Below are 25,168 nucleotides of genomic sequence, written 5' to 3'. Positions count from 1 at the left end.
TTGTGAATAAAAAAAACGCCTATTTGTGGGGAAATAGGCGGGAATATTGGAGTGATTATCTAATATTGTTGTTGGAATGGTTAGATGATAATTGTTCTCAATAATCTTGTCAATAACTAAATGCAAATAATTCTCAAATTTATTTATTTGATATAAGGAACGTCTTCCGTCAATGTGAGTGCAGTTGGAATTCCATCTGAAATCTTAAATTCTCCTGCATAGGCATAAGCCTCTACGCCTTGTTCGATTGCTTCTTTCAACAAGCGATCGTATTCAGGATCAATATATTCAGCAATTTTGAAATGCTTGAAACCATTGTGTAGCCCGGCAAATAGCACTACAGCGCGATAACCTTGTTTTTTCATTGTCAGCAATTCGCGCACGTGTTTTTGTCCGCGCGTAGTGACGGCATCGGGGAACATGCCTAGTTCGTCTTTTACCAACGTAATAGATTTCACTTCCACATAACAATCCGGCAAGTCTTTGCCTTTTAAAAGGAAGTCTATGCGACTGTTTTCTTCGCCGTATTTGACTTCAGGATGAATTTCATCGTACATTGCCAGCGCTTTAATTTGCTTGTTTTGTAATGCTTCGAACACCAGTTGATTAGAGCGATGCGTATTGATACAGCAAAGTTGGCCGTTTGGCAGTTGGGTGAGTTCCCAAGAATGGGGATATTTACGGGTTTGGTTGTCAGAGCGAGAATACCAAACGATATCGCCTTTTTCATCGCAGCCGGTCATTGCACCGGTGTTGGCACAGTGAATAGTTATTACTTCGCCGTTTGGCAATTCAATATCGGCAAGGAAACGTTTATAACGTCGAATTAATTTTGCAGATTGCAGAGAGGGTAGCAGCATAATGTTTCTTAAAAAGGGCGAATTATAGCGAATTTTTGTCGAAACATCACTAACACATTGATGCTGACCTGTAGAAGATCAGATTTAATCTGACAGGCACGAGTTTTTAAATGGGGGCTGTCAGATTGGGTTTAATCTTCTACAGTTAAAGTTTCGAATAGCTGTGGTCAGGAGACGCGCTCTATCTAGGGGATTCCATCTCCCTTTAACCGATTGAAATCCCCCCATTTTTACTAAGCTATTCATTACATATCCCCTTATCCCATTTGGAATTTTTATAACCGCATTCTGCGGGCCAAAATTTTTTATATCCTTTTGTTTCCATACAAGATTGAAATTCTTCGTATTTACCAGTTTTATTAATGTAGTAAAGTTCTTGATCTCCATATTTACTACCACAGCTAACAGCATCTTTCCAACGCTGTTGCTGATCAGTTTTACCTATACTATAATGCTTTTGATAATGAGCTATTGATGAGAACACTTCTCCTTTTTTATAGCAATTACTTGAGACAACCTGAATGATTGGTCTAAAACATTCACCCTCAAAAGAATATAAACAACCACTTATCAAAAACACTGAAATAATTAATAAGATTATTTTCATGTTAATTACCTCCTAATTTAAAAAGTACTTCCATCATATCCGAACTAATTAGATCAGATACAGCAAATGGTGCGGAAATAGGAATTGCTATTTCTGTTGTTCGATCTGATAAAAATTGTTGGATATTATTTTTCTGAGAAGTATTACCTTGTTTGTCATACCAGCCCCAAATTTGCCCTCCAAGCATATCGTGAGTACCTGCATAAATATCGCCATATTTAATACTACACTTACTTAAATCAATCCAACATTGCTTAGAATCTGTATGACCTAAACTATAAGGTTTTTGAAATTCAGCAACATAACTATATGGTTTACCCAAAAATTGTTGTCATTTCATAATAATAATCGTCTTTTGCTGAATAACATCCTGTTATGATGGATATAAAAATTAGGATAAATATAACTTTTTTCATTATCTTACCCCAAACAACAAATTCATAACCTCTATAGATAAAGTGTACAGTAAAAGAAGATCTCATTAATTATGCGTATTTTTTACTTTCTACTTTGATATTGTTCTTTGTTTTCATTTTCACAATAATACATGACATGTACATTTCCTTTATATTTCATACATATTTTCTTTCCATTAGCCTCTTTGTTCATTTTATTAAGATTATGCTAAGCCTCATCTGAAGAATGTGAAAGGCAAGATTGAATAAAAATAGTCATGAAGGATATAACTAAAATTTTCATTATTTCTATCCCTATAACTAACGCAAGGTGTATGAACCAAAGATTAATGCACGCTACCTTGCTGACGAATTAATTTTCTTTCTCTAAAAAAAAAACATAGTCATTTTTCAGATTGTTTTTAAAATTTAAAAACTCCTAAATTTTTGACCGTACTCTATTTAAATAATAAATTCAATGCTTTATAAGTTACATTTTCCCTTATCCCACTTAGAATCTTGATAGCCACATTCAGCGGGAGAAAGATATATATACTCCTTAGTATTCATACATTCATCAAGATTTTTGTATCTTTTGCCATTTATTTGATAGTTTTGCGGATAGTAGTGTAGATTTATATCACCATACTTTCCTCCACAAGAAACAAAATCTTTCCATCGTTGTTTTGAGTTTGTATGTCCTAGTAGCCCTTTTTTTTGATATCCTGCAATTAATGGATATTCTTTCCCCTTATCAACACAATTAACCATTTGTGGAGTATAAAAACATCCGTTTGAATACCAACATCCGTTTAATATAAAACAAAGAAGAAATAAGGAGTATCTCATTTTATTTACCTCCTATTTTTATCAAAAGTTCAAACATATCTGATGACATTACATCGGACAAAGCAAATGGTGCAGATACTGGTATTGCAATAGCAGTTGTTACTTAGTAGGCTATTCATTACATATCCCCTTGTTTAAGCTTTTAGGTTCTTTTACACCACATTCTGAGCTGTCAAATATATGATATCCTTTACTTTCCATACAAATACGAAATTCATTTCGGAAATTTTGGGGTTTAATAACACTCCATAAATTACTATCTCCATATTTAGCTCCACACAATTCAGCATCTCTCCAGCGCTGATTTATATCAGTATGTCCGATACTATCTATTTTTTGATAATAAGCGATAGAAGAAAATGGCACTTTATCCATATAGCAATTAACCATTTGCGCTGTATACAGACACCCATTATGCCAATAGCAACCATGAAGGAATAATAGAGATATCATCAAAAATTTTTTCATTTTTATTTCCCCCCCCATTTTCATCAAAAGTTCAAATGTATCTGATGATAATACATCAGATAGCGCAAATGGCGCAGACATAGGTATTGCAACAACGGTGGTTATATCTGATGCTACTCCAGTAATCTTATTTTTAGGTACTGTATTTCCTTGTTTGTCATACCATCCCCACATTTGTCCACCTAATAGCTGTAGTCAGGAGACGCGCTCTATCTAGGGGATTATATTCCCCTTTAACCAGTTGAAATCCTCCATTTTTACTAAGCTATTCATTACATATCCCCTTATCCCATTTGGAATTTTTATAACCGCATTCTGCGGGCCAAAATTTTTTATATCCTTTTGTTTCCATACAACTATGAAATTTTTCATAATTATCACTATGAAGCTTTTTCAAATCATAATCACCATATTCAGCTCCACACTTAACAGCATCTTTCCAACGCTGGTGTGAATTAGTTTTACCTATACTATAAGGCTTTTGATAATGTGCTATAGCTGACCATGATTTGCCTTTATCAACACAATTAACCATTTGTGGAGTATGAAAACATCCGTTTAATATAAAACAAAGAAGAAATAAGGAGTATCTCATTTTATTTACCTCCTATTTTCATCAAAAGTTCAAACATATCTGATGACATGACATCGGATAAAGCAAATGGTGCGGATACTGGTATTGCAATAACAGTTGTTACACCTGATGCTACACCAGTAAGTTTATTTTTTTCTGCAGTATTTCCTTGTTTATCATACCAGCCCCATGCTTGGCCTCCTAACAGGTCGTGAGTACCGGCAAAGGACTCTACCGCCATATCCGAGATAGAACCGATGCTATACGGAATTCTCGTAAAATGTAGATTCCACTCACCTTGAACAGGTTGAAAACCACCGGTTTCTCCATACAATCCACCCGCTTTTTTATTTTGTTGCGGATCAATAACATCATCTAATGTATAGTCTTTATTACCTTTAAATATGATTGAATTATCATCATTATAAGTACAAGTCCCCATGTTACTATTGCAAATAGCATCAACATCAATCCTTACACCACCTAATTTTACTCCATCAAAATAACCACTATCATAACTATCATTACGAAGAATTTTCCCCGTCTTCGCATCTTTAATTCCTTTGAATAATCTTGAATTAGCTAAAGTCTCCTCTCTCATCTTCGTTGCGGCTAATTGCAAAGTTCCTTGTGTTATTGCAACATCAGGCGAACCCGATACGATGCCTACCACGGTTTCAAGCAAACGTTTTTGATACTGCAATTTATAAATTTCATCATAAAGTACGGTCTTTTCCTCTTCCGTTTTGGCTTCCTTGATTTGTTTTCTCAATTCAGCCTGTTTTGGAAGCACATAGGCATCAATCATTGAGAAGGCATTTTTACGAAAATCTTGAGTAACTTTCACTTGAATGTTGAGCTCTTTCATCACCTTGTCTTTATCAAAATGATTTTCCAACTTGCCGGAATGCTGCTCTGCATTATCCGTAGTTACATCGGTTTTAATGCTATCTAGCGTCTGCTCAACCGTTTCACCGGTTTTCGCCAGTTGTTCCGCTTGGTCTATAATTTCAATATTCTTGGTATTAATACCACTTTTTGTCACGCTACTTTGACTTTCTTTATCTCGCCCAATGCCAAATCCTGTTGAGGTTTCTAAAGAATTCCAACCTGTAGCAAGTTGTTTTGCGTTGTCTTTACCCTGCGCATTTTTGGCTTCTGTGGTCATTTCTCCTCGGTCGTTTCTATAAATTAGATTGCCATTATCATCCACCGCCTGTTTACTACTTTGTACTTGACCATCTTTCCCAAACGGTGTCTCAAAATTCGCCGCCACACTACCACTCAAACCAAAGCTTGAACCGCTGTAGTTCGAGTGGTTTTCAATATCGGCGTGGGAGAGGGTGGCGGTGGAGATTTGGTTTTTACCGTCATCTTCTGCTTTCTGCGTAGATGTGATAAGCGCACCTTTTAAGTCTGTGTGTTTATTGATGTTGATGTCATAGCCATCATCACCTGCATAAATCCCCGCCTGCTCATTTACGCTGGCATGATCGGCGTTAATTTTAGATTGGCTGTAGCTGCCACCAGCAGAGAAACCGTAGCCCACCGTCACACTACCACTTACATTCATTTGCTTACCTTTGTAAGTGGATTTGTCTTGCAAGCTTTCAATGTTGAGATTTTCAGCATCGACTTCAACACGCTTGCCTTTCACTTGGCTACCGATGAGGTTCGCATCACCGCCTGCATGAATTGTGGTCTGGCTGTTCATATCGCCTACATGGCTTGCCACATAAGTGGTTTCATCGCCGTTACCGTAGCCTTTACCATAGTTGCCGCCAACTGTAACACCGGCTGCTACACCGCTGCCGACTTTAATCGCTACACCCACATTGAATCCGCTGGATTTGTTGGTACTGCGTTCTTTATGTGTTTGTTCGGCGGCTTTAATGTTTACTTGATTATCTGCGGCAAGATGCGTTCCTTGTTTGCCGGATACATCGGCGCCTTCTATATGGATGGTCGAGTCTTTGTTCGCCCCTGTTGCCGTGACATTGACTTTTCCGCCCGCATTGACTTCGCTTGTAGCAGCGGTTTTGCCTTCGGTATGGGTTTTTGATTCGCTTTTTTGTTGCCCATAGGTAATTTGAATACCGACCAAGCTGTCCACGCCATCTTTGGTGATGTTGGCCGCATCAGCCACACTTTTTACCGCGTCTTTCGCCCCATTCACTGCCTGATAAGCACGATACGCACTCATCCCCGCATTGGCCGCGGCCATCGCGTTCACTCGGTCATTTTTACTCTGTCCGACTTTTTCTACGGATTGTACCGCGCCTTGCACTGCCTGAAGCGCCGAGAGTATCGGCGAAGTAATGGCGATGGTTAAGCCTTTTTGTTGGAAGGTTTGTTTGGTGTTGGTTTCGTATCTGTCATCGGCGGCTTGAATGCCAACTTTCCGGGCGAGGATATTCACATCGCCGTTTACACTACTCACCGTGCTGGCCGTTTGCGTGTAAGTTTTGTCAGCAACGATGTTCGTATTGCCGTTCAAACTTCCCGCCTGACTGCCTTGCGCATAGCGTTTGGTTTGGTCGCTTTCGACGGTTTGTTTTTGGGCGCCGAATGTAATGCCTATGCCTCCGCCGGTCAGTACGCCGGATTTTTTCTTCGCGTGAAAATCATCGGAATAAACGTTATTTTCAGCTTCTTTAATTGCAATGTTTTTTGCGCTAACCGTGAAGTCCTTTTCCGACACCGCATTGGAGCCTTGTAGCGTGGCATCGCCATGAGTGGATTGAATGTTGATTTTATTCGCATCTAAATTTGATGATTCTGCCAGATTGTAGTTGTGATTATGGCGACGAATTTCGGTTTTAGATTGGAACATCCCGCGTTTCGTCCACTTTGTCCCTTCGGCAAGGCTTTCTTTTTGACGGCTTTCTTGAATATTAATGTCACCATGGGAAAGCATATTTATTGTGCCGTTACTTGTGGCTGAAACACCGCGCATTTCAATTTCGGCGTCACCGATAAAACGACCATCACCTTCAATGTTTAACCGATTTCCTACTTCATTTTGTTGATGAAGTTTGTAGTAGTTGTCGCCGTCTTTAATAAAGTGTTGTTTATTTTCCGTTTCAATCGTACCAAGGTGAAGTTTGTTGCCGGCTTGGAAAGTCGCATTGCCTTTGATATCCATATTCGCCCCTTTTACGGTCAATTCTTCTTTTGCATAAAGGGCGATATTGGCACGATTATCTTTATCTCCGGCTTGAATCGTCGCTATACGGTCAATATTTTTATGTTTAAAGTGTCCATTATTCGTCGTTTCAGACAGGGTGCTTTCAATATCAATATTTTTTGCTTTTGCTGTAAGATTTTGTTCGGCAGAAAGTGCACCGCCTAAATGATGCAAACGATTTTTCGCAAATAAATACACATCTCGGCCTTGTAGTTTTCCTCCTTGGTTTTCAATATTGTTTGCGCTCAAGTGCGTAAGATTGCGCCCGGCAATAATACCGCCGTTTTGTACATTACCTTGCGTGTTAATTATCACATCATCAGCGGAGATCAGCGCGCCACGGCTGTTTACATGCGCATTGCGTCCGACAAGATAAACTTGCGGAGTTAGCACAGTCGTTTTTGTACCGTCTTGCAAGATAACTTCGCGGTTCACCATCCAAACCATATCTGATGTTAAAGCTTTCATTTGTTCGGCAGAAAGGGCTACGCCCGGAATCAGATTCAGTTTTTTTGCATACAGTATTCCGTTATCCATTAAGGCCTTGTATTGCTCATAATCGGATAAATAACCGTCTAAGAAACGTCTGCCTGTGAGCTGATTGATTTGTTCGTTAATTAAACGTTGTTCATAAAAACCGTCACCTAAGCGTTTTAGTTGATTTTGCGGATCGTTATTAAGTTGTTTAAACATATAATCACTACTTAACCATTTACTGCGATCGGTAAAACGCGGATCCGTTTCCACTAAAAAAGAAGAGGTTGAACTCGGATTAATTTTATACAGGCTTCCCTGCGGTAGTGTAATCTCCGGCAAATGGGTTTTAATACCGAGCTCATCTCGGTTTTTTACCATACCCGAAGTGATAGTCCCCGTATTTACAGGATTTCCCGTTAAATCGGTATTTAATGGCGTTTTTTGTGTAACGGAGACGCCTTGAAAATCCGATTTCTCATCAACGGTTGCACCGACTGAAACAATCGGTTCGCCAATTTTCAATAGTTCTAAACCGAAATTAAAGTGTTGCGTAGCATGTACATCGTTAAAGGCGCTATGATGATGGTAATGATTATGCCCTTTGCGGCCTTTTTTCCTTCTCACCCGATATTCTTGCGCAAAATCGCCGTTATCAACAATATTTATCTCGCCGATGAGATCCTCGTTATTAAGTCTGGAAAGGGCGCTACTTAAGACTTTATCGCTGCTTTGAAGAAAGGCGTTGTCATCCAATAGTAATTTTTGTCCCACTAAGATTTGACTGTGTCGGTTATGAAGATTTTCACCGGAAAGATGAAGTTCGCCTCCCATTAAAATCTTACCCGGATCTTGATGTTCAATCGTACTGGTGACAGTTGTTCTTGTGAACTCCCAAATTTTCCAGCCAAAGCCTTCAATGCGGTGCCCGTTGGTTAATTGAAAATAGGAATTCGGATTACGACTGCCGTTATTTAAATTAAAATAGCCGTCTTTGCCGTCACGATAACGATGTGTATTACTGCCTAAGGACACTTCTTTAATTCTTTCATGTTTTATTTTATCACCCAGTTTTAGATGTAAATCATGATTTAAGAGATGACGGGTTTGCACTCGACCGCTACCTAATGCTTCGATAGTTGCGCTGCCGTTATCAATATCATTAGCATAACCTAGCATTTGATTATTTTTATCCAATTTTCCGCCGATATAGAGATTGCCCAAACTCATAATGAGGGAATGATTGCGATTGACGAGGTTAGCTACGCCTAAATCGAGACGTTCGCGTGCGGCAATCGTAGCGGCATTGCCGTCGGCATCTTCAAGGTTGTTAAGATTTTTCGCTTCTATGGCGAGCCGTCCGCCGTAAATACGTGCTTTACCGATATTATTGGCTTCGCCGGCTTTAATCAAGGTGGTATTGCCGTCAATTAAACCGAAGTTATCCAGTGTTTGGCTTTGCAGGCGAGTATCCGAAGAGGTAATTTCGGCCTGAGCTTCGTTTCGAATTGTCGCTCCTTCAATCAAAGCGCGATTTCCTACAATAAGATTCGTGTTATTGACAAAATCTCCTTGTGTACGAAACGTTAAATTATGGCCCACCCCGAAGCCTCGATTTAGTGTAAAGCTATCCTTTAAATCAATGGCTAAATCACCTTGGGTATTGATTGAACCCTCGACCAAGGATTTCGCCTGCAATGCGGTGCTGATGGCAGAGTCCAGTTTGCCCAACGTATTATCCACTGCCAACGTAAAACCGGGGTTAATGATATTAATATGACCGGTAGATAAAATTTCACCTTGTCGGTTATTCAATAATTGATTAATGGCAAGATTTGCGGATTTCGCCGCATAAATTCCACCGCCTTGGTTTTCAAGAACATCGCCATTCATGACTAAATCGGCTGCTTGAATTCCTTGTGTCGGCGTGGATTGTGTGGCGTTGGTGTGTTGATTATTGATGCGGGTGATGTTTAGCACTAAGCGCTTGGTTGCACGAACAAGCGAGCCCGCATCACTTTGGCCTTGATTATCTAGTACGCTGAAATTTAGTATTGAATTGTCGGCTTCAATTACACCTTCTTTGTTATCGGCGGTGTCGCCGGACAGAGTCAAATCTTGCGCAGATATTTTCCCTTGCGCATTGTTAAGCTGTTGTGCGTTAAGGATCAACTCCCGTTCACTTTGAATGAGGCCTTGTTGATTATCTAAAGCGCTTGTTTCAACGACAGTATGAATACGTGATGAAATAATTCCGTTTTGATTTTGCAGGGTTTGCATGTTCAGCGTGGCGTTGCCTTGGCTATAAATTAAGCCTTGGCGCTGATTATTGAGTGCCGTCACGTTGAGGTGGGCTTGTTTATCTGAAATCAGCTTGCCGCCATCATTATCCATCTGTTGCGCAGTAGCGGCGATCTTCGCCCCGATAATTTCTCCCGCTTGGTTAGAAATTGTCTGCGTATTCAGTGTGATATTGCCTTGGCTATAGATTAAACCTTGGCGTTGATTATTTAGCGCCGTCACATTGAGATGAGTTTGTTCACTTGAAATCAGCTTACCGCCTTCATTGTTTATCTGCTGTGCCGTGATGAAAGTGTTAGCGCTTGAGATTTCGCCTTGTCGGTTATTAAGACTTGTCGTATTCGCACTTAATTGATATTTTCCAAAAAGGTTACCGGCTTGATTGTCAATCCGTCCGCCTTGCGCATTCAGTTGCAAACGATGGTTTGACCAAAGCACACCTTGGCTGTTTTGAATCGATGGCGTTTGAAGGGATAACACACCCTCAGTTGCGATGCGGCCTCGGCTGTTATTTAATCCTGCGCTCAAGTTTAACGTAAGCGTTTCGCGACCGCGCTGAATCCAGTTGCCTTGTTGATTATTCAGCTGCGTGCTATTTACCACAAAGTTTTGTGCATTGAGATTTGCCGCTTGCGTATCAATATTTTGTGGGGACGTTAAACCTGTTTGCCCTTCACTATATAACGTCGCCTGATTTAACACTAATGGCGATTGGCTTGAGCGAAGGTGAATGCCGTATGCGCTTACCCGGCTTTGCGCTAAATCCACCGAAACGGCATCGACGTGTAATTGCCCACCGGCTAAATGTTTGGCGCGGGACGTCACCGTTTCGTTGGCATTGAGCGTAATATTCGCACCTTGCGCGTGTTGCGTTTCTAACCTACGCGTTTTGCCGTCGGTATTCACACCCGCAGCAATTAATGCGTCTTTTTCGGTGTGAATGTTTTGGGCTTGATACATAATATTGCCTTTTGCGATGCTTTCACCACGCTGAGAAATATTTTCTTTCGCTTGATAAGAAATCGCGCCTTGGCGGGCGAGGACGGCGCCGTGTTGTTCAATGCGGTGCTGTGAGGCAAGTTTAATTCCGACTTGTTGCGCTTCAATTTTACCGCTATTTTGAATGTCGCCTTTGGCCCGAAGGTGGGCTTGTTGGGTTGCGCTGAGGGTGCCTTCGTTGACAATTTGCCCTTGGCTGTCAATTTGCACGTTGCCAGCCGAGGCGCCGATGTGGCCGGCATTGCGTACGCCTAAACCCGCGCCGTTATCCACCAGCGTGATTTTCTCGGCGTACATACCGCCGAGTCGGCTGACGTCCACGGTGTAAACCGGATTTTCGGCGTCCTCTGCGTTTAATGCGGTGCTGTTTTGAGCGTTCAATGCGGTGCTATTTGGGGTATTCGCGTGGTCGCCAATGTACACGACGCTTTGATTATTCTTGTCGACTTTGTTTTGACCGGTGGTGACTTTAATGCCTTTGTTCGCCCACAGGCCGCCGTCAATTTGCGCCCGTTCGGCGATGATGTCGGTGTAATCGGCTTGGCGGTTGTCCAGCCCGTTGTCGCCGACGCTGAGCTTGCCACCTTTGACTTCAAAGCCTTTTAATTCGCCGTTTTCTATTTGTGCGTGGCCCGTCGTCATTGTTGCTCTGCCGGCGTTGATGATGCCGCAGCCGTCGCACGCAATGCCGTTCGGGTTGGCAATCACCACATCGGCTTTTCGCCCCGCCACTTCCACGTAGCCTTTTAAACGGCTCGGATTTGCCGAATTGACTTCGTTTAAAATCACTTTCGCTTCGCCACGCGCCAAATTCGGGTTGCCCTGCACCCAACCGGCCATCTGTGTTTGCGCGGCGTTGCGCGCATTGTTTAAAATCGCGCCTTTTTCGGTGACGTCAAATTGAGCATATTGATTACGCGACACGCCCGCCGCGCTCGGCGTTTGGATGTTCACTTGCGGCAAGCCGTTGGCGGTGTGCAGAATTGTTGCCTGTTGGCTGCTTGGCGCAGATTTATCGGCGCGAATGGCCATTTCTGCCGCACCGTTTGGCTCCGCATTGGCGGTCGGATTCGGCGCCGCCAAGGCGCTTTCGGACAAACTCACCCAACCCAAAGCCAACACCAGCCCGAAACAAAGTGGCTTTAAAGACAGCGTCAATGCGGTGCCATTTTGGAACTTCAATGCGGTGCTATTTTGACCTTCCGCCACCGCTTGATTGTTTTCATCCGCCGCTTTGCCTTGCGCTTTTGCCAATTCGGACACGACCACCGGTTGATTTAACACGCGGCTGAAAATGACTTTGTAGTGATGTTTGTTCATTATTTTTTTCCTTTCTTTATTTCTTTATTTCTTTTTTCTTTTTTCTTTTTTCTTTTTTCTTTTTCAGGTGGAACCTTAGAGCATAGAGCATACTTTTTATTTAAAAACGATAACTGAGGTTGAATCCCGTCGTGACATGACTTGTCCGAAATCCTTCCGGTTTACGTATCGGCGTGCCGACAAAATATTCGTAATTTAAGCCCCAAAGTTTGCCGCGTAGGCCAATGACGCCGCCGGTCAATTTATTGCCCACTTGCCATTCCGGTCGGCTTGAACGCACTTCGCCGTGGTCAAGACCAAGGTAGAGTTCGTGGCCTTTGTTCATGACGTTCCATGCCAATTCATTGCGCCACAGCCAGCCGCGTTCACCGGACAAGGTTAGTTCACCGTCAAAGCCGCGCACGCTGTAACGCCCGCCGAGGCTGAATTTGTCTTGTTGCACCAGTGGCGTAAGGTGCCATTGGGCGTTCCAGTTGGTGTTAAAACGAAAGGCTTGGTTGTGAATGCTGAAGGGGGAGGTGAAATCGAGTGAAGCGGTGAGAATTTGCATTCGGGAGGTGCCTTCGCCGAAGGCTTCTTCCGGGGCGCGCAGTGCGCGATGGGCACCGGTGCCGCGTTTGTAATTGGCGGCAAGTTGAAGCGTGGCCTGCCCGAGATATTGCGTATGGCTCAGTCCCACTTCCCAACCGGCCGTTCGACGGCGTTGTACTTCGATTTCGGTGTCATTGATGTAATTGGACGATTGGCGCGCCCACAGCGCCGCATTGAGATAGGTTTTGTGTTGACTGCCACGGGTAATCAAACGGCTTAAATTCGCTTTCATTTGTCGGCTTTCGCCGGAATAGGTGTAGGATTCAAAGGCGCCGGCAACAGTTTGATGATAAGTGTAACGCGAGCCGGAAAGGGCGAATAAATAATTTTGCCAAGGAATCGAATAATACAGGCTGACATTTTTGCTGCCGTAATCGCCTTCGGCTTTGTCACTGTCGCGTTTGAAACTGCGCGTGCCGCTAAGGTAAAACAGGTCATTTAAGCGCAGCGCATTGTCCCAAGAAAAGGTTGCCGAGCCTTGCAAACGTCCGGTTGTCTTTGTGCCGGCATCGTCTAAACCAAGGGTTAAATGAAAAGGCAGGCTTTGTTTATATTGAATCACCACGTCCGTTTCGCCTACCGAGTCGGTAGGCGTCAATTCAATGTCGCTCTCCGCACTCGGCACGCGTTTTAAATTTTCCAGGCCTTGCTCAATATCGCGCACATTTAATATATCGCCTTGTGCTATCGGCATGGCAAACCACAAAGTGCCGCGCGTAGCAAAGGGAATCGCGCTTCGGTCTTGTAATTGAATGCGCCCGACTTTGCCCGGAATCACCGTGAGCACTAACCTTCCCGAACGCAAATCTTGTGGCGCCACCACCACGCGCGTGGTTACAAAGCCATCATCAATCAGCTGATTTTGAATGCGACGCAACAGCACATTAATACCTTGCGAACCGATACAGACCGGCAGAGCAAAATCACCTTCGGCATAGGCGGCCTGCAAGGCCCAAGAAAAACGGCTTGGTTGAATCCGTTGCAGCGGTTTAGATGCCGTTTTGAGCACCGCATTGGCGGGTTGGGCGGTATCGGCATTGGCATTGGCATTGACATCAGCATCAGCATCAGCACCGGCATCGGCATCGGCATCGGCATCGGCATTAAAATCGGTGAGAACCAGTTGATTAATTGGAAAGCATGGTGCTTCGTTGACCGGAAAAGCAACAGATTTCGTTTTTTCGCTTTCCAAGTGCACGTTTGGATTTTGCACTTGCTGCGCTTGAATTTCCGCATCAAGCGCGGTTTGTTGTTGCTGTTGGCGGGCACTGAATTGCTTTTCGGCGGTGGAGGGAGTGGAGGGTGCGGCCTCTATAAAAGAGGGAAGGCTTAGACAAAGTACGGGAAATAGGTAAGTCGGTTTCATATTTTTCTCAATTAAAAATTTAGCGAGAGAGTAGGGCGGTTAAATACAGGATGCAAAGGAGGAGCGAAAATTCTGTGATCCGATTCAATTTTTAGAAGAAAAAAGGGTTAAAAATCGTTAATTTATGGAAATTCTGTAATCTGTGATCCCTCTCACAATGCCAATATGACAATAATCATAAGCTTTTGAAAAGCATTGTATTATTTTTATGCCATGTTAGTTATATTGGGAGGACAACATATGTTTATAACAATACTTAGCTTCCTCATCGTAACCGGTTTGGTGGCATATATCTCTTGGTTAAAAACGAAGAATGATGACCTTAGTACGTCTAAGGGTTATTTCTTGGCCGGGCGTGGCTTAAGTGGGTTGGTGATTGGTTGCTCAATGGTTCTTACTTCACTTTCTACCGAGCAACTTATTGGCGTGAATGCTGTATCATATAAAGGCAACTTTTCTATTATCGCGTGGACGGTGCCGACAGTGATACCACTTTGTTTTCTGGCGCTTTATATGTTGCCGAAATATTTGCGTAACGGCTATACCACGGTGCCCGAATTTTTTGAAAGCCGTTTCGACCGTCAAACTCGTTTGATTATGTCCACGCTGTTCTTAATTTTTTACCTTTTAATCGTCATTCCAACCGCACTTTATACCGGTGCGATTGCGTTTAATAAAATCTTTAATTTGGAAACCGCATTCGGCTTGAGTTATGGCGCAGCGATTACCTATACGGTGATTGCTATCGGCGTGGTGGGCGCGATTTATGCGATTTTTGGCGGTTTGAAAGCGGTTGCGGTGTCAGATACGATTAATGCGGTGATTTTGGTTGTCGGCGCGTTACTTGTGCCATTTTTTGCATTGATGTATTTAGGCGAAGGCAGTTTTACAGCAGGATTAAATACCATCACAACAAGCCATATTGAAAAATGGAATGCCATAGGAAGTGAAACCGACGCCACACCTTGGCCAACCATTTTTACCGGTATTATGGTGGTGCACTTTTTCTATTGGACAACCAATCAAGCTATCGTGCAACGTTGCTTGGGGGCGAAAGATTTAAAATCCGGTCAAAAAGGGATCTTGATTGCGGCGTTATTCTTATTAACGTTACCGATTATCTTAAACTTACCGGGCTTATTAAGCTTCCATATTTTGGGTGAAGGAATAAATCCGATTGATGCGTCTTATCCACTATTAGTGAATAAAGTATTGCCAACATGGTTGCAAGGCTTCTTCATTGCGGCGTTATTTGGGGCGATCTTAAGTACTTTTAACTCTTTCTTAAACTCTGCCGCAACCATTTACTGTAAAGACTTATTGCCTTCTATCAGTAAAAAAGTGCGGTCGGAACAAGAGTTAATTGTATATGCGAAAAAAGTTTCCACTATTATGGCGATTGTTACTATGATTTTCGCGCCGTTATTGATGTTCGGTACAGACGGTATTTTCTTAATCACTAAACGTTTTGCCGGTTTCGTAAATATTCCAATCGTCGCCTTATTTGCCGTAGGGATGTTTAATAAAACCGTTTCAGGCACAGCTGCGCGTATCGCTTTACTTGCCCATGTTATCCTGTATTTCTGCATTGTTTGGGTCTTTGACGTTAAAATTAATTTCGTGTATGTCATGGGTGGCTTATTCGTATTCGACGTGGTATTGATGCTGTTCTTAGGTCAATTCTTACGTCGCGAGCCTTACATAGAAAACAAGGAAAATCTAGGTGATGTGGATTTAACCAACTGGAAATATTTGAAAGTCACCAGTGTATCTTTAATCTTAGGTTTGCTCGCTCTTTATGCTTTCCTTTCGCCAATCGGCATGGCTTCCGAAAGCGGTAATCCGTTAATGGTATTAGGCGTGTGGGTAGTATTGCAACTTATCGTGTTGTTGGTTGTACGGAATAAAGAGGCTAAATAATGAACATTATCTATATTCTATTGGATCAGGTGCGTAAAGATATGATTGGTGCTTACGGGCACCAAATCGTCAAGACTCCTAACCTAGATCGTTTGGCAAAAGAAGGCATTCGTTTCAACAATGCTTTTACGCCGGCATCGGTTTGTGGCCCCGCACGTACGTCGTTATTCACCGGATTAATGCCATCTTCCCATGGCATTATCCGTAATGGCGAAAAGGGTGGTACGGGTGAGATCAGCCGAGATGCACCGAATATCGGTAATCTGAAAGGATACAACACTTATGTATTGGGTAAATGGCATGTGGGTACCAAATCTGTACCGGAAGATTACGGCATTCAAGGGCATAACTTCGACGGCTACGGTTATCCGGGCAGTGGCGTGTATAAAAATCTGGTGTTCAATCAACCTCCGACCCATTCCAACCGTTATAAAGAATGGCTGGAAGAAAAAGGCTACGAGATTCCCGAAGTAAGTCGTGCGTATTTCGGCGACAACCCACATTTGCGCGTGCAAGAACTATGCGGGCTACTTTCCGGCAGCAAGGAACAAACCATTCCGTATTTCATCATTGATGAAGCGAAAAAATACATTCAGCAATCTCTTGATGAAGATAAACCGTTTTTTGCTTGGATTAATTTCTGGGGGCCGCATACTCCTTGTATCGTGCCGGAACCTTATTATTCAATGTACCGCAAAGAAGACGTGGTGTTGGATGAAAGTTTCTTTAAACCGCTAGAAGGTAAACCGGGACATTTCCGTACCATTTCCAAAATGTGGGGCATGTGGGAAGCGAGCGAAGATCATTGGAAAGAGGTGATTACCAAATTCTGGGGTTATATTACACTCATTGATGATGCTATCGGCGAGCTATTCGCGTTCTTGGAAAACAATCGAATTTATGATCGCACTTTTATGGTGGCGACAGCCGATCATGGCGATGCTATGGGCGCGCACCGCATGATTGAAAAAGGCGAGTTTATGTTTGATACCACCTACAACATTCCGATGATCATCAAAGATCCGCGTTCCAATCGAGTGAATCAGCAAGATGACAACTTGGTTTATTTGCATGATTTAACTTCCACTGTGTATGATTTAGCCAATCAATTGGTTCCTAAGGAATTTGAAGGTGAGAGTATTTTACCGATTGTGCGCGAGAATAAAGATAACGCACGCAAAGGTGTATTGGCGCAACTTGCCGGTCATTTCGTGTATTTTGAACAGCGTATGTGGCACCGCAAAGATTATAAATTGGTATTTAATGCGTCAGATTTATGTGAACTTTATGATGTACGCAACGACCCGGGCGAGCTGCACAATTTGTTCTATGATTTGAATTATCGGGATGTGAAAAAAGAAATGTTGGAAGAAATGCGAGCCGAAATGCAACGGCTTGGCGATCCGCTGGAAAACTGGGTTTACCGCATTATTAACGAGATTTAATTGATTTTTGTTAAAAGAACTAAGGTGGGGCGTAGTAAACATGCGCCCTCTGTTCGTTTTATTTATCATCGGACAACAATATGAAAACTACATTGTTAAAAACACTGACGCCTGAACTTCATTTAATCCGACAAAATGATATCCCCATACTTTATTTGAAACACACTGTTGGTACCGCAAAAATTGCGCTGCAAGGCGCGCAACTTATTAGCTGGCAACCTAAAAATACCGCTAAGGATGTTTTATGGTTAAGTGAAATTGAACCTTTTCAAAGCGGTGTTGCAATTCGTGGTGGTGTGCCGATTTGTTATCCTTGGTTCGGCAGCGTAAAACAACCTGCGCACGGTACTGCGCGTATTCGTTTATGGCAGCTGAGCCATTACGATATATCAGCACAAAAAGTGCGATTAGAATTGGAATTATTTTCAGAATTGAACATTATTGAAGCGAAAGTGAAGATGATTTTTGCCGATACTTGTCATATTACCTTCACGCATTATGGTGAAGAACCGGCGCAAGCTGCGTTACATAGCTACTTTAATGTGGGAGATATTAGTCAAGTCGAAGTAGTAAATTTGCCGACGGTTTGCTTTAATAGCCTAACGAAACGCCAAGAAAATGTGCCTTCTCCGCGTAAAATTAACGAAAATGTAGATTGTATTTATGCGGCGGAGAAAATACAGAATCAAATTATTGACAGGGCGTTTAATCGTATAATTGAATTACATCATCATAATGCAAGTCAAATTGTGCTTTGGAACCCATGGCATAAAGAGATCGGCGCCATGAGCAAACAAGCCTATCAATACATGATTTGTTTAGAAACTGCAAGAATCAATAGGTTACTTGAATTCGGTGAAAGTATAAGCGTAGAAATTGCGGTAACGGGTTAAATTTTGTTGCATCAAATTTATGAATACTATAAAATCCGCGCGTTTTTGCTCATTTTTCATGGGTAGCCAAAATCAGAACCTTTTGCTTGTCGCGAGAGGTTTTTTAGTTAAATACATAGAAGGAATACGATTATTAAAACCGTAAAAAAAGCGCCGGCAGTCAATCGCCCAAATCGCATTAACGATGAAATTCGTGTGAAAGAAGTTCGTTTAATTGATCAAGATGGTGAACAAGCAGGGATTGTTTCCGTCCAACAAGCGTTAGAGATGGCAGAGCAAGCGGAGCTTGATCTTGTGGAAATCAGCCCGAATGCGGAGCCGCCGGTTTGCCGAATTATGAATTACGGTAAATTCCTTTACGAGAAGAGTAAAACCGCTAAAGAGCAAAAGAAAAAACAAAAAATCGTACAAGTAAAGGAAATTAAATTTCGTCCGGGTACGGATGAAGGTGATTACCAAGTTAAGTTACGTAGTCTAATCCGCTTCTTAGAAGATGGCGATAAAGCGAAAATTACTGTGCGCTTCCGCGGTCGTGAAATGGCTCATCAAGATATCGGTTTTGAGGTCTTGGAACGTGTGAAAAATGATTTAGCCGAGATTTCCGTGGTTGAATCCGCACCGGGTAAATTAGAAGGTCGCCAAGCAGTGATGGTGTTAGCACCAAAGAAAAAATAAGAATTTTGCTGGGGATTCTCAGCGAATTTTTTTGTTTAAGCTTAGCTTAAATGAAAAGACAATTGCACGTTGGGCACACTACGCAGCCTAACTGCTTTTGATAAAGGCAATTTAGTTTGCCTTATGACGGAAATAATCAGTGCTTCCAAGTAACGTTTTAAGTTCGCCTGATTATGTTGTTTTAAACGAAAAATGCGGAGTTATTTTAACAATGCCTAAAATCAAAACAGTACGCGGCGCAGCAAAGCGCTTCAAAAAAACTGCTTCTGGCGGTTTCAAGCGTAAACAATCTCACTTACGTCATATTTTGACTAAAAAGACAACTAAGCGTAAACGTCATTTACGTCATAAATTAATGGTTGCGAAAGCTGACCAAGTTTTAGTCGTAGCTTGCTTACCATACGCATAAGCCGTTATTTAAGCGAAACGTATGATTAGTTCATTTTAGACAAAATATTACATAGGAGATTAAATAATGGCTCGTGTAAAACGTGGTGTTATTGCAAGAGCACGCCATAAGAAAGTTCTTAAGGCTGCTAAAGGTTATTACGGTGCGCGTTCACGCGTGTATCGCGTTGCTTTCCAAGCGGTGATCAAAGCCGGTCAGTATGCGTATCGCGACCGTCGTCAACGTAAACGTCAATTCCGTCAATTATGGATTGCACGTATCAACGCAGCGGCTCGTCAAAACGGTTTATCTTACAGCAGATTTATCAACGGTTTGAAAAAAGCATCTGTTGAAATCGACCGTAAGATCCTTGCCGATATCGCAGTATTCGACAAAGTCGCATTTGCTGCATTGGTTGAAAAAGCAAAATCTGCACTTTAATTTTTAAAGTTTAGATAAAAATAAGGACGCTCATTTGAGCGTCCTTTTTTGTCTTGATTTCCATAAGCTTGATTTCCATAAGCTTCATTTCCGTAAGTTTCATTTTTGTGAGTTTTAGTGCGGTGTCGAAACAGCACCGCATTGAATTCAACCTTCCCCTTCTGTAAAAGAGAATGAAGTTACATTTTTTCGACGGTTTTAATGCCGAGCAAATCTAACCCTTGTTTTAAGGTTTTTTCGGTTAATAATGCTAATTTCAAACGGCTTAATTTCACCGCCTCATCTTCAGCATTTAAAATCGGGCAGTGTTCATAGAAAGAAGAAAATACGCCGGCAAGTTCATACAAATAAGCGCAAAGCACGTGCGGTGTACCTTCTTTTCCGACGGTTTGTACTGCTTCTTCAAATTGCAGCAGTTTAATCACAAGAGCGCGTTCTTTTTCGTCAACGATCATTAACGGCGCAGTCGAAAGTATGCTTGGTTCGACATCGGCTTTATTGAAAATGGAACGAATTCGGGTGTAAGCATATTGCATATAAGGCGCGGTGTTACCCTCAAAGCTTAGCATATTGTCCCAATCGAATACGTAGTCGGTGGTGCGGTTTTTAGAAAGATCTGCGTATTTCACTGCACCGATAGCCACAGCTTCAATAACCGCTGTTTTTTCTGCATCGGATAAATTGTTATTTTTTTCGTTAATGAGCAGGGTTGCGCGTTCAATGGCCTCGTCTAATAAATCCGCTAATTTCACCGTGCCGCCGGTGCGGGTTTTGAAGGGTTTGCCATCTTTACCCAGCATCATTCCAAAATTTTTGTGTTCAAGGGAAAAACTATCCGGCACATAACCCGCTTTACGGGTAATTAACCAGGCTTGTTGCATATGTTGGCTTTGACGCGTATCAGAGAAAACCAACGCGCGATCTGCTTTTAAGGTTTCATAGCGATATTTTGCGGCCGCGATGTCGGTAGTCGTATAAAGAAAGCCACCGTCTTTTTTCTGAACGATAACACCCATGGCGTCGCCTTCTTTATTTTTGAACTCGTCCAAATAAACCACAAAGGCACCATCGTCTTCCACGGCTAAACCTTGTTTTTTTAGATCTTCGACAATCCCAGGCAGCATAGGGTTGTACAGGCTTTCACCCATTACGTCTTGTTCCGTGAGTGTTACATTTAAACGATCATAATTGCGTTGATTTTGTTGCATCGTAATATCAACCAAGCGTTTCCACATGGCGCGGCAATATTCGTCGCCGCTTTGTAATTTCACCACGTAATGACGGGCTTTTTCGGCGAATGCTTGATCTTCATCATAATGTTTTTTCGCTTCGCGGTAGAACGCTTCCAAATCTTGCAATTCCATTTCGCCGGCCTGTTCGTTTTGCATTTTTTCAAGGTAAGCGATCAGCATACCGAACTGTGTTCCCCAGTCGCCCACATGGTTTGCGCGAATGACGTGATGACCTAAAAACTCCAAGGTGCGCACGACGGCATCACCGATAATTGTGGAACGTAAGTGACCCACATGCATTTCTTTTGCAACATTTGGCGAAGAGTAATCGACGACGACGGTTTGTTTTTGTGCCGCCTGAATGCCTAGGTTCTCCGAGAGCACCGCATTGGAAGCTTGTTTTGCAAGCCACGCGGAATTTAAGAAAATATTAATAAAACCCGGACCGGCAATGTCTAATTTTTCCGCAATATCGGAAAGGTCGGCCTGCTGCAAAACTTTTTGGGCAAATTCGCGTGGATTTGTGCCTAATTTTTTTGCAGCAGCCATAATGCCGTTGGCTTGGTAATCGCCGAACTGGGCTTTGCCGGATTGGCGCACCAGTGGGTCACAAGATTCGTCTGCGCCCGCGGCAATCATTGCTTGTTTGATTTTGTCGGATAAAATGGATTGAATATTCACGGGTTTTCCTAGTTCAAAATTGAATAATAAAAATAATCGGCTATGATACCGTTCTTTATTGATTTATCAAAGGAGCAATATGACAAATTTAGATGGAGATTTGGCTGCACTTCAGGCAGATTTGAAGGATTTTGAACAAAAAATTCAACAACTTGCCGGCGAAATGGCAGTTAATTTATCTGACTATGAAATTGATCATCTTGCGTTACGCGTCAATAGCGAACAAAATGCCAAAAATTGGCAGACGGTTTTATTAAAGTGCGGTAAAATTTTATCCGACAATGTTGTCAACGGGCGGCCTATCTATTTAATTCAATTGGAGAGAGCGCTTGTTTTTGCGGGGCAGTTTGTCGATATTATTGAGTTGCCTTTTCCTAAAAATAAGCAATATCCCCAAGAAACTTGGGAACATATTGAAATCGTTATGCCTTTTTTAGCCAATGAATCAAATCAACAATGGATTAAAAGGATAAACAACCAATTTTTATGGCAACGTTCGCCCCGACTGACGACGAAAATTAGTGAACCTAAGGTGGAAGGCGAGCGATTGCCGAATCCTTCTATTGCGGTTAGTTTTGCGGATAAATTGGTAAATCACACCTGCATTAAAGTTCACCCTTACTCGATAAAAAAAATATTTGAGGTTTAATATTATGAAAAAAATTACAATAGCATTGGCGCTTGCCGTTACATTAGGCGTGACCGGCTGTGCAAACACCGATATTTTTAGTGGCGACGTTTATTCTGCGGATCAAGCGAAAGAAGCGCGTTCAATTGAATATGGTACGTTGATTTCCGTTCGCCCGGTGAAAATTCAGGCGGATAATAAAGGCGTGATTGGTACCGTCGGCGGTGGTGCACTCGGCGGGATTGCGGGGAGCGCAATCGGCGGCGGTCGCGGTCAGGCGATAGCTACGGCGGTGGGTGCGGTTGCCGGTGCGGTTGCCGGTAGTAAAATCGAAGAGAAGGCCAGCCAAGTAAACGGCGCAGAATTGGTGATCAGAAAAGATAATGGCAAAAGTATCGTAGTGGTGCAAAAGGCGGATTCTCGCTATGTTGCGGGAAAACGTGTGCAAATCGTCGGTGGTTCGACACTGAACGTTTCCGTCATTAACTAAACAAGTTAAAACGAATCCTGTAAAAAAAGCGAACCTAATGTTCGCTTTTTTATCTTTCTATTCTTGACATCATTTATGTCCGCTCGCCGCTCTCTGCTTAAAACAGCACCTCATTGAAACCTCGACTGTTGGCGGATTTTATCGGGCATTCAAAATAGCACCGCATTGGAGGCAGCTTCAATGCGGTGCTATTTGGACACTTCAACCTAATTCCGCAGACAAATTTTCTCAAATTCTTGAAAGAACGTCGGAAAGGTCTTTGCCGTACATTTTGGATCTAAAATCGTGACCGGCGTGTTTGACAGCGCGACCAGGGCAAAACACATCGCCATACGGTGATCATTGTAAGTGGCGATTTTGGCATGCCGGAATTGATTCAATGGGAGCGGTTGAATACGAATAAAATCTTTCCCTTCTTCCACTTCAGCCCCCAATTTACGTAGTTCCGTTGCCATTGCCGCTAAACGATCCGTTTCTTTTACGCGCCAGTTATAAATATTGCGAATAACCGTTTCTCCTTCGGCGAATAAGGCGGTCGTGGCGATGGTCATCGCCGCATCGGGGATATGATTCAGATCTATATCAATGCCGTGAAGTTTTGCATGCTCTGCTTGAATGAAATCTTCGCCCCAGGTGATTTTGGCGCCCATTTTTTCCAGTACGTCGGCAAATAAACGATCGCCTTGAATCGAATTTTTGCTGATACCGGTCACTTTTAACTTGCCTTTAATTGCGCCGGCTGCAAGGAAATAAGAGGCAGAAGACGCATCGCCTTCCACCAGATATTTACCTGGCGAAAGGTAGATTTGATTGCCTTTAATGTAGAATTTTCGATACGCTTGATTTTTAACGTTTACGCCGAAATCGTGCATCATGGCGAGTGTGATATCGATATAGGGTTTGGAAACCAATTCGCCGACAATCTCAATTTCCGTATCGTTTTCCGCCAGCGGCGCAGCCATTAAGAGTGCGGTTAAAAATTGCGATGAAATGGAGCCGTCGATTTGTACTTTCCCCCCCTTAATGCCGCTGTTACGAACGGCTAGCGGCGGGTAGCCCGGATTTTCTAAATAACGCACATCGGCGCCGGCTTGAACGAGTGCATCGACTAAATGCAGAATCGGGCGCTCTTTCATACGCGGTTCGCCGGTCAAAATTACTTCGCCTTCAGCTTTTCCTTTTAAGCAAAGCGCCGCCGTTAGAGGGCGCATTGCAGTGCCGGCATTGCCAAGGAAGAGGGAAAGCCCGCCTTGTACATCAAATGCGCCGCCTTGTCCTTCGATTTCGCAAATGGTTTTGTCGGCGGAAAGCCGGTAATTTATGCCGAGTGCTTTTAGGGCGTTAAGCATGTGGCGAATATCGTCACTATCCAATAAATTCGTTACTTTTGTTGTACCTTTGGCAAGTGCGGCTAACAATAATGCGCGATTTGATAAGCTTTTGGAGCCGGGTAAATTGATCGTGCCTTCAACGGTATTGATTGGGGCTAAGGTGATTTGTTCCATTACAGTACCACCGTTTTATTTTTATAGACGAAAATCCTGTCGTGCAACGCGAGATCCAATGCGCGACTTAACACGGTTTTTTCCACGTCACGGCCGGCACGCATCATGGCGTCGGCGCTATAAGTGTGATCTACGTTAATCACGCTTTGCATAATAATCGGCCCTTGATCTAATTCGTTATTAATGAAATGAGCTGTTGCGCCGATAATTTTCACGCCGCGTTCGTAAGCTTGCTGATAAGGTTTCGCACCGATAAAAGCGGGCAAAAAAGAATGGTGAATGTTAATTACACGGTTTGGATAACGTTCGACAAATTCGGGATTTAAAACGCGCATATACTTGGCTAATACGATGTAGTCCGGTGCATATTCGTCGATGTGTTCCGCCAGTAATTTATCGTGCTCAATGCGGTTTAATCCTTCGTGACTAACAAGATGGAAAGGAATATTAAAGCGTTCGACCAGTTCGCGTAAATTATCGTGATTGCCAATAACCGCAGAAATTTCAATATTTAAAGCGCCGTAATAATTTTTCATTAAAATATCGCCGAGACAATGGGCTTCTTTAGTAACTAAAATTACAATACGTTTACGTTTTCCATCAATTAATCGACAATTTGTACCTTCGGGTAAACTATATTTAAGATCCTCAAGTAATGTCGTTTCGTTAAAAATACCTTCAAGTTCGGTACGCATAAAAAAATGTTTGGTCTCAAAATCGACAAATTCATTGTTATGTAAGATATTAAGTTGATGTTTATAACAAATGTTAGTGATTTTAGCTATTAATCCCTTATCATCCGGGCAATCGGTAAGTAGTATTTTTTTTTCTATCATAATTAATGTTATATTCTCAGATATAAAAAAATAGAACCCATAA

Annotated in this window: 19 protein-coding genes; 8 read left to right on the top strand and 11 right to left on the bottom strand. The window is 42.5% G+C overall.

Features of this window, described 5'->3' with window-relative positions; translation table 11 throughout:
- Positions 1–143: 143 nt before the first annotated feature.
- The 8 genes from sfsA to AB3F25_RS05185 form a co-directional block, all read right to left on the bottom strand.
- Positions 144–860 (bottom strand): DNA/RNA nuclease SfsA, encoded by a 717-nt coding sequence (sfsA, locus tag AB3F25_RS05220; RefSeq protein ID WP_373602838.1) that lies wholly within the window; start codon positions 858–860, stop codon positions 144–146.
- A 238-nt stretch (positions 861–1,098) separates the two neighbouring features.
- Entirely contained in the window at positions 1,099–1,467 is a 369-nt protein-coding gene (locus AB3F25_RS05215) for a hypothetical protein (RefSeq protein WP_373602837.1), read from the bottom strand.
- A gap of 1 nt (position 1,468) precedes the next feature.
- The gene (locus tag AB3F25_RS05210) at positions 1,469–1,789 is read right to left on the bottom strand and encodes a hypothetical protein (protein ID WP_373602836.1); all 321 of its coding nucleotides are present in this window, start codon (positions 1,787–1,789) and stop codon (positions 1,469–1,471) included.
- Between the two features lie 556 nt (positions 1,790–2,345).
- Positions 2,346–2,633 (bottom strand): hypothetical protein, encoded by a 288-nt coding sequence (locus AB3F25_RS05205; protein WP_373602835.1) that lies wholly within the window; start codon positions 2,631–2,633, stop codon positions 2,346–2,348.
- Between the two features lie 189 nt (positions 2,634–2,822).
- Positions 2,823–3,353, bottom strand: a complete 531-nt coding sequence (locus AB3F25_RS05200) for a hypothetical protein (RefSeq protein ID WP_373602834.1) — start codon at positions 3,351–3,353, stop codon at positions 2,823–2,825.
- A gap of 91 nt (positions 3,354–3,444) precedes the next feature.
- Positions 3,445–3,714, bottom strand: a complete 270-nt coding sequence (locus AB3F25_RS05195; RefSeq protein ID WP_373602833.1) for a hypothetical protein — start codon at positions 3,712–3,714, stop codon at positions 3,445–3,447.
- Positions 3,715–3,775: 61 nt separating this feature from the next.
- Entirely contained in the window at positions 3,776–12,034 is an 8,259-nt protein-coding gene (locus AB3F25_RS05190) for a hemagglutinin repeat-containing protein (RefSeq protein WP_373602832.1), read from the bottom strand.
- A 100-nt stretch (positions 12,035–12,134) separates the two neighbouring features.
- Positions 12,135–13,991 carry a ShlB/FhaC/HecB family hemolysin secretion/activation protein gene (locus tag AB3F25_RS05185; protein WP_373602831.1) on the bottom strand — a complete coding sequence of 619 codons (1,857 nt, stop codon included), beginning with the start codon at positions 13,989–13,991 and terminating at the stop codon, positions 12,135–12,137.
- Positions 13,992–14,231: 240 nt separating this feature from the next.
- Here AB3F25_RS05185 and AB3F25_RS05180 point away from each other — a divergent pair, with 240 nt between their 5' ends.
- The 6 genes from AB3F25_RS05180 to rplT all read left to right on the top strand — a co-directional run bounded on the left by AB3F25_RS05180 (position 14,232) and on the right by rplT (position 19,753).
- Entirely contained in the window at positions 14,232–15,911 is a 1,680-nt protein-coding gene (locus AB3F25_RS05180; protein WP_373602830.1) for a solute:sodium symporter family transporter, read from the top strand.
- Entirely contained in the window at positions 15,911–17,356 is a 1,446-nt protein-coding gene (locus AB3F25_RS05175) for a sulfatase-like hydrolase/transferase (protein ID WP_373602829.1), read from the top strand. Before AB3F25_RS05180 ends, AB3F25_RS05175 begins: the two co-directional genes overlap by 1 nt.
- An 80-nt stretch (positions 17,357–17,436) precedes the next feature.
- The gene (locus AB3F25_RS05170) at positions 17,437–18,249 is read left to right on the top strand and encodes a D-hexose-6-phosphate mutarotase (protein WP_373602828.1); all 813 of its coding nucleotides are present in this window, start codon (positions 17,437–17,439) and stop codon (positions 18,247–18,249) included.
- A 132-nt stretch (positions 18,250–18,381) separates the two neighbouring features.
- The gene (infC, locus tag AB3F25_RS05165) at positions 18,382–18,924 is read left to right on the top strand and encodes a translation initiation factor IF-3 (protein WP_373604334.1); all 543 of its coding nucleotides are present in this window, start codon (positions 18,382–18,384) and stop codon (positions 18,922–18,924) included.
- A gap of 211 nt (positions 18,925–19,135) precedes the next feature.
- Positions 19,136–19,333: a 50S ribosomal protein L35 gene (gene rpmI, locus AB3F25_RS05160; RefSeq protein WP_044024350.1), complete on the top strand. Its 198-nt coding sequence runs from the start codon at positions 19,136–19,138 to the stop codon at positions 19,331–19,333.
- Positions 19,334–19,399: 66 nt separating this feature from the next.
- On the top strand, positions 19,400–19,753 hold the full coding sequence (rplT, locus tag AB3F25_RS05155; protein ID WP_066108956.1) for a 50S ribosomal protein L20: 354 nt from the start codon (positions 19,400–19,402) through the stop codon (positions 19,751–19,753).
- Between the two features lie 179 nt (positions 19,754–19,932).
- On the opposite strand, the gene argS is transcribed toward rplT, so the two are convergent.
- The gene (gene argS / locus AB3F25_RS05150; protein WP_373602827.1) at positions 19,933–21,666 is read right to left on the bottom strand and encodes an arginine--tRNA ligase; all 1,734 of its coding nucleotides are present in this window, start codon (positions 21,664–21,666) and stop codon (positions 19,933–19,935) included.
- 79 nt (positions 21,667–21,745) lie between these two features.
- Between argS and AB3F25_RS05145 the strand changes: the two genes are divergently transcribed.
- Together AB3F25_RS05145 and AB3F25_RS05140 are read left to right on the top strand one after the other, a co-directional pair.
- On the top strand, positions 21,746–22,315 hold the full coding sequence (locus tag AB3F25_RS05145) for a VOC family protein (RefSeq protein ID WP_373602826.1): 570 nt from the start codon (positions 21,746–21,748) through the stop codon (positions 22,313–22,315).
- 4 nt (positions 22,316–22,319) lie between these two features.
- On the top strand, positions 22,320–22,784 hold the full coding sequence (locus AB3F25_RS05140; protein ID WP_373602825.1) for a glycine zipper 2TM domain-containing protein: 465 nt from the start codon (positions 22,320–22,322) through the stop codon (positions 22,782–22,784).
- A 206-nt stretch (positions 22,785–22,990) separates the two neighbouring features.
- Here AB3F25_RS05140 and aroA read toward each other — a convergent pair whose 3' ends face one another.
- Both aroA and purU read right to left on the bottom strand, forming a co-directional pair.
- Positions 22,991–24,289 carry a 3-phosphoshikimate 1-carboxyvinyltransferase gene (gene aroA, locus AB3F25_RS05135; protein ID WP_373602824.1) on the bottom strand — a complete coding sequence of 433 codons (1,299 nt, stop codon included), beginning with the start codon at positions 24,287–24,289 and terminating at the stop codon, positions 22,991–22,993.
- Positions 24,289–25,125, bottom strand: a complete 837-nt coding sequence (purU, locus tag AB3F25_RS05130; protein ID WP_373602823.1) for a formyltetrahydrofolate deformylase — start codon at positions 25,123–25,125, stop codon at positions 24,289–24,291. The genes aroA and purU overlap by 1 nt, the downstream gene beginning before the upstream one ends.
- Positions 25,126–25,168: the final 43 nt, after the last annotated feature.

Origin of the sequence: Aggregatibacter sp. HMT-949 (assembly GCF_041734645.1) — a bacterium.
Lineage (GTDB): Bacteria > Pseudomonadota > Gammaproteobacteria > Enterobacterales > Pasteurellaceae > Rodentibacter.
This window is presented reverse-complemented; position numbering and strand designations above follow the sequence as displayed.